The following is a 3,490-nucleotide window of genomic DNA, read 5'->3' on the forward strand; positions in this document are numbered from 1 at the left end:
ATATCCCAGAACCCGGCCTGTCCCCGCATCCAATCCCTCCTTCCAAATCGCAACGGCAGTGAATCACAAACCGGTCAAAATGGGGAGGTTTTTCGAGACCTCCAGCTGACGCCCTAGCTTATATCGGCCGGATGGCAAAGGACTGGACGTTTCAATCGCTGATCGATGCGAAGATGGCAGTGACGGCACACTGTCACCACGCGCCCTGCAACCATAGCCAGATGCTCGACCTGGTGAAGCTGCGCGATCGCTTCGGCCCGGACGCGCCTGCGATGGAATGGGACATTCGGCCGAAGCTTCGGTGCAAGAAATGCAACGGGAACGATGTCGGCCTGACGTACACGCCCGACACCAGCCCGACCGGCTATGGCAAAACCAAGGGCAGTTAGTCCACCGAGGTGTAATTGCTTTTCTTGTGAAATCCATCTTCCCTTGTGCTAATTTAGCTATCGCTAAAGTGGCAGGGGGAGATTGAACAATGTCTATATCACGTCGTGCATTGCTTTCCATCCTGGGTGCAAGTGTCGTCTACGCTGCCTTTAGGGGCATCGCGTCCGCGAAAGGCGGCGGAGGTGGTGGAGGTGGAGGTGGTGGAGGCCATGGAGGCCATGGAGGCCGTGGAGGCGGCAAGGGGGCCGGCCGTGATGGCGCGATGGACACCGGTGCTGGCATAGTAACCAGCCCGGTAGGCGGAAAGCAGGTGAAAACTTTCAAATCTTACCAAGGCAAGCAATGCAACCGTGACTACAAACGGCTTTGCCCAACCACACCGATCGGCAAATGCGATCTTGCAGGCAAGATTGATCAGCTGTCACCCAGCTGCAAGGCCTTCGTGGAAGCCCACTGACAGGCCGCCGCAGTGGGGCAAGGTGAAGTATGCCAGCCGTGCCTGAGCCCGCAAGAACCACCTACATCGTCAGCGTTTTCGAGAAGCCGCATTGGCGCACCGTGCTGACCACGAAGGACAAGGCCAAGGCGCTGGCGATGGCGAAAGAGATCGGCGACAAGGTGCGGGTCGAGGAGATCACGCCGAAGGTGAAGGGGCGTTGAAGTCTTTAAGCGGTGCCGCCCACGCCATAAACGGGCAGCCATACCCATTCAGCACTCGGCTCTCTCATGCGTTATTCCCAACTTCCCAAGGCATACAAGGTCGGCCCGCTGTAGGGACGGGACTCGACGACCGTGAAAAACGCGTTGGGGTGCTCTTTCCAGATTGTGATTTCGCGATCCCGAACGGTTAGCAATCCTCCCCGAAAGGGATATTCCCCGGCTGTCTCGGGCTTGCCTGCGTCACGCCACCCAACTTTCAAGGGTCATTCTCCCCGCAATGAACTAGCGGCAGCATCGCGCGCAAGCTTCGCCCCCGCAAGGGCGCGCTTGACGATTTCAGCCCCGGCAGCGACACGGCGCCGAGCCTATGGCTCGCTACAGGGCCAATCTTCAGGCCTCGTCAAGCCAGAAGGCAACTCGGTCCGGGCGTCTCCGCAAGCCATGTTGAGCTGCCACTGGGATAGACCCGCCGAATTGGAAAGATCGAGGCCCTCGATACGGGTCAGAAAGAAAAAAGCGCGGTCAAAGTCTATCGGCGCGGTGAACGTCGCTCCTCGGAAGTCCGCCCGCGCGAGATTGGCAAACGAAAAGCGGCTGCCGCTGATATCGGCGTCATGGAACTGCGCTCGCCCTAATTCCGCCTTTGTGAAATCAACATTGGTCAGATTGGCGTCCTGGAAATTCGAGCGCTGCACTTCCGCGCTCGTAAACACAGCGCCCTGCGCGTCCATATGGCTGAAGTCGGTCCTGTAGGCCTCGATTTTGTCGAACCGGGCGCCTTTGGCGGTCGAGTCGGCCAGGGAAGCACGCACAAGCGTTGCCTTCTCAAAATTTGCCGCAAGGAGATTGCTGTTCCTGAGGTCGGTCGAAGTGAAATCAACACCGATCAGGTTCGCCCCGCTCAGGTCCTGTCCTTCTAGGATGAGAAGCTTTTTGTCACAGTCCTGCCAATTGACGCCAGGCGTCGCGGCTGCGTCGCAATTTTGAGCGGCAGCGGCGTTCTGCCAAGCAAATACAATGCAAACCGCTAGAACCAAGCCGGATGTGCCGTAAGCTCTGGTTCGTCTCAAAGTCATTGTTGCTGGACCTCTGCTACTCGCCGACAATCAACCTTACCACATCTGCTGACACTCGAAAGCGACGGCATTTTGCCCGCTAATCCCGCTAGTCCCCACCGCCAAATGAAAAGCCCGCCACCTTGAGGCAGCGGGCCATCGGCGTCAGGGCGTTGATCAACTGGACCTGATCAAAGTCATCCCATTCGATGAACGTCCTGCACGATGCCATGAACTCGCCCTTGCGCGCGGCTTCGGCCATGTTCGTCGGCCGATGATCGAACAGGGCTTGGCGCGTCTTGGTGACGAGCGCGTTCGCCCGCGCCACGGCCGGCGACTTCGGGTTATCGCCGGGCTCGGCATCATATGCCGCCAGAGCCTTCACGTGCGCGGTGATCAAGGTGCCGAGTTGACCGGCATGACTAGGTGCGGTCTGGCTGTTTTCGCCGTTCGTCCTGATTGTCTCAAGCGTCGCGACCCCTGCCTTGAGCTTCGCTAGACCTTCGCTCAGCACAGCTTCGATAGCACTGCGTTCCTGCATGTCATCGATGTCGGCCAACGCCATTAGCGCTGCGAAAAACAGATGCTTTGCCATGCTGAGATTGTCGAGCGCGTCGATCGTGTCGCTCATGATGGCACCTGCTCGGCTTGCTGCTGGATTTCCCGAAGGCGCTGCATTGCCTGTCGAGCCATGGGAGTAGCGGCCGGGTCGCGCTCGTCGCACGTCCCCATTTCATCCTCGGAGCTGCAGTAGTCGATTTCGTCGCCGTTCGGCTCGGTGTCGCCGCCGTCCTCGTCGTCGGCGTTGTCTAGCTCCAGATCATCGAGGCAGCCAAGGGACGGCTCGTCGTCCGCCGTGTCTTCGAGGTCGCAATCCGCCTCCATGAGATCCAGCGCCGTTATCAGGCTCATGGCGCGGTCCAGATGGTCGTTCAGGCGCTTCTGCACCGACTGGCGCCACTGGCGCGGGTCCATGCCCTTTGGCATTCCAAGGGGCTTCAACGTTCTGATATGGGCGTTCATCGGCCTATCTCCCGCTCGACTTGGCGAAGAACGCGGCTGCCAGCGTCGCCCAGGGCGTTCGACAGGCGGAGAAGTCTCAGCGCAAGGTGAAGGCGTAGAAGGCGCGTGCGTAGCGCCGCTGCGGCAAGCAGCAGCAATATGGCAAGGTAGGTCATTTCCCTGTCTCCTAAGGTTGCATTTTCCTTGGGAAACACATTGGGAAGGCGGCAAGCGATCGAAGTATAAATGACGCAAAATCAACGCTGTAGACGGCAAAAAGGCCGGTTCGGTAGTCCGGTCTCTTCCGTTTTTGAACGGAGGCCTGTTCACCGCATGATTTGCGGGAGAACCCACGGCCGGCAAGCGAGGCGAAAGCCCGCGAG

At 59.1% G+C, this 3,490-nt stretch carries 5 protein-coding genes; 2 read left to right on the plus strand and 3 right to left on the minus strand.

Features of this window, described 5'->3' with window-relative positions; all coding sequences use genetic code 11:
• Positions 1–221 precede the first annotated feature (221 nt).
• The gene (locus ACFFNA_RS35275) at positions 222–389 is read left to right on the plus strand and encodes a hypothetical protein (protein ID WP_378924511.1); all 168 of its coding nucleotides are present in this window, start codon (positions 222–224) and stop codon (positions 387–389) included.
• Positions 390–885: 496 nt separating this feature from the next.
• Entirely contained in the window at positions 886–1,050 is a 165-nt protein-coding gene (locus ACFFNA_RS35280) for a hypothetical protein (protein WP_378924518.1), read from the plus strand.
• Between the two features lie 365 nt (positions 1,051–1,415).
• Here the strand turns inward: ACFFNA_RS35280 and ACFFNA_RS35285 are convergent, their stop codons facing one another.
• From ACFFNA_RS35285 to ACFFNA_RS35295, 3 genes are all read right to left on the minus strand, one after another.
• A complete protein-coding gene (locus ACFFNA_RS35285) occupies positions 1,416–2,126 on the minus strand; it encodes a pentapeptide repeat-containing protein (RefSeq protein ID WP_111544953.1) in 711 nt (236 codons plus the stop codon).
• An 88-nt stretch (positions 2,127–2,214) separates the two neighbouring features.
• Positions 2,215–2,736: a hypothetical protein gene (locus tag ACFFNA_RS35290; protein ID WP_378924514.1), complete on the minus strand. Its 522-nt coding sequence runs from the start codon at positions 2,734–2,736 to the stop codon at positions 2,215–2,217.
• Complete coding sequence (locus ACFFNA_RS35295; RefSeq protein ID WP_378924516.1) at positions 2,733–3,128, minus strand: hypothetical protein; 396 nt, start codon at positions 3,126–3,128, stop codon at positions 2,733–2,735. The genes ACFFNA_RS35290 and ACFFNA_RS35295 overlap by 4 nt, the downstream gene beginning before the upstream one ends.
• Positions 3,129–3,490: the final 362 nt, after the last annotated feature.

Origin of the sequence: Mesorhizobium kowhaii (assembly GCF_042431665.1) — a bacterium.
Lineage (GTDB): Bacteria > Pseudomonadota > Alphaproteobacteria > Rhizobiales > Rhizobiaceae > Mesorhizobium > Mesorhizobium kowhaii.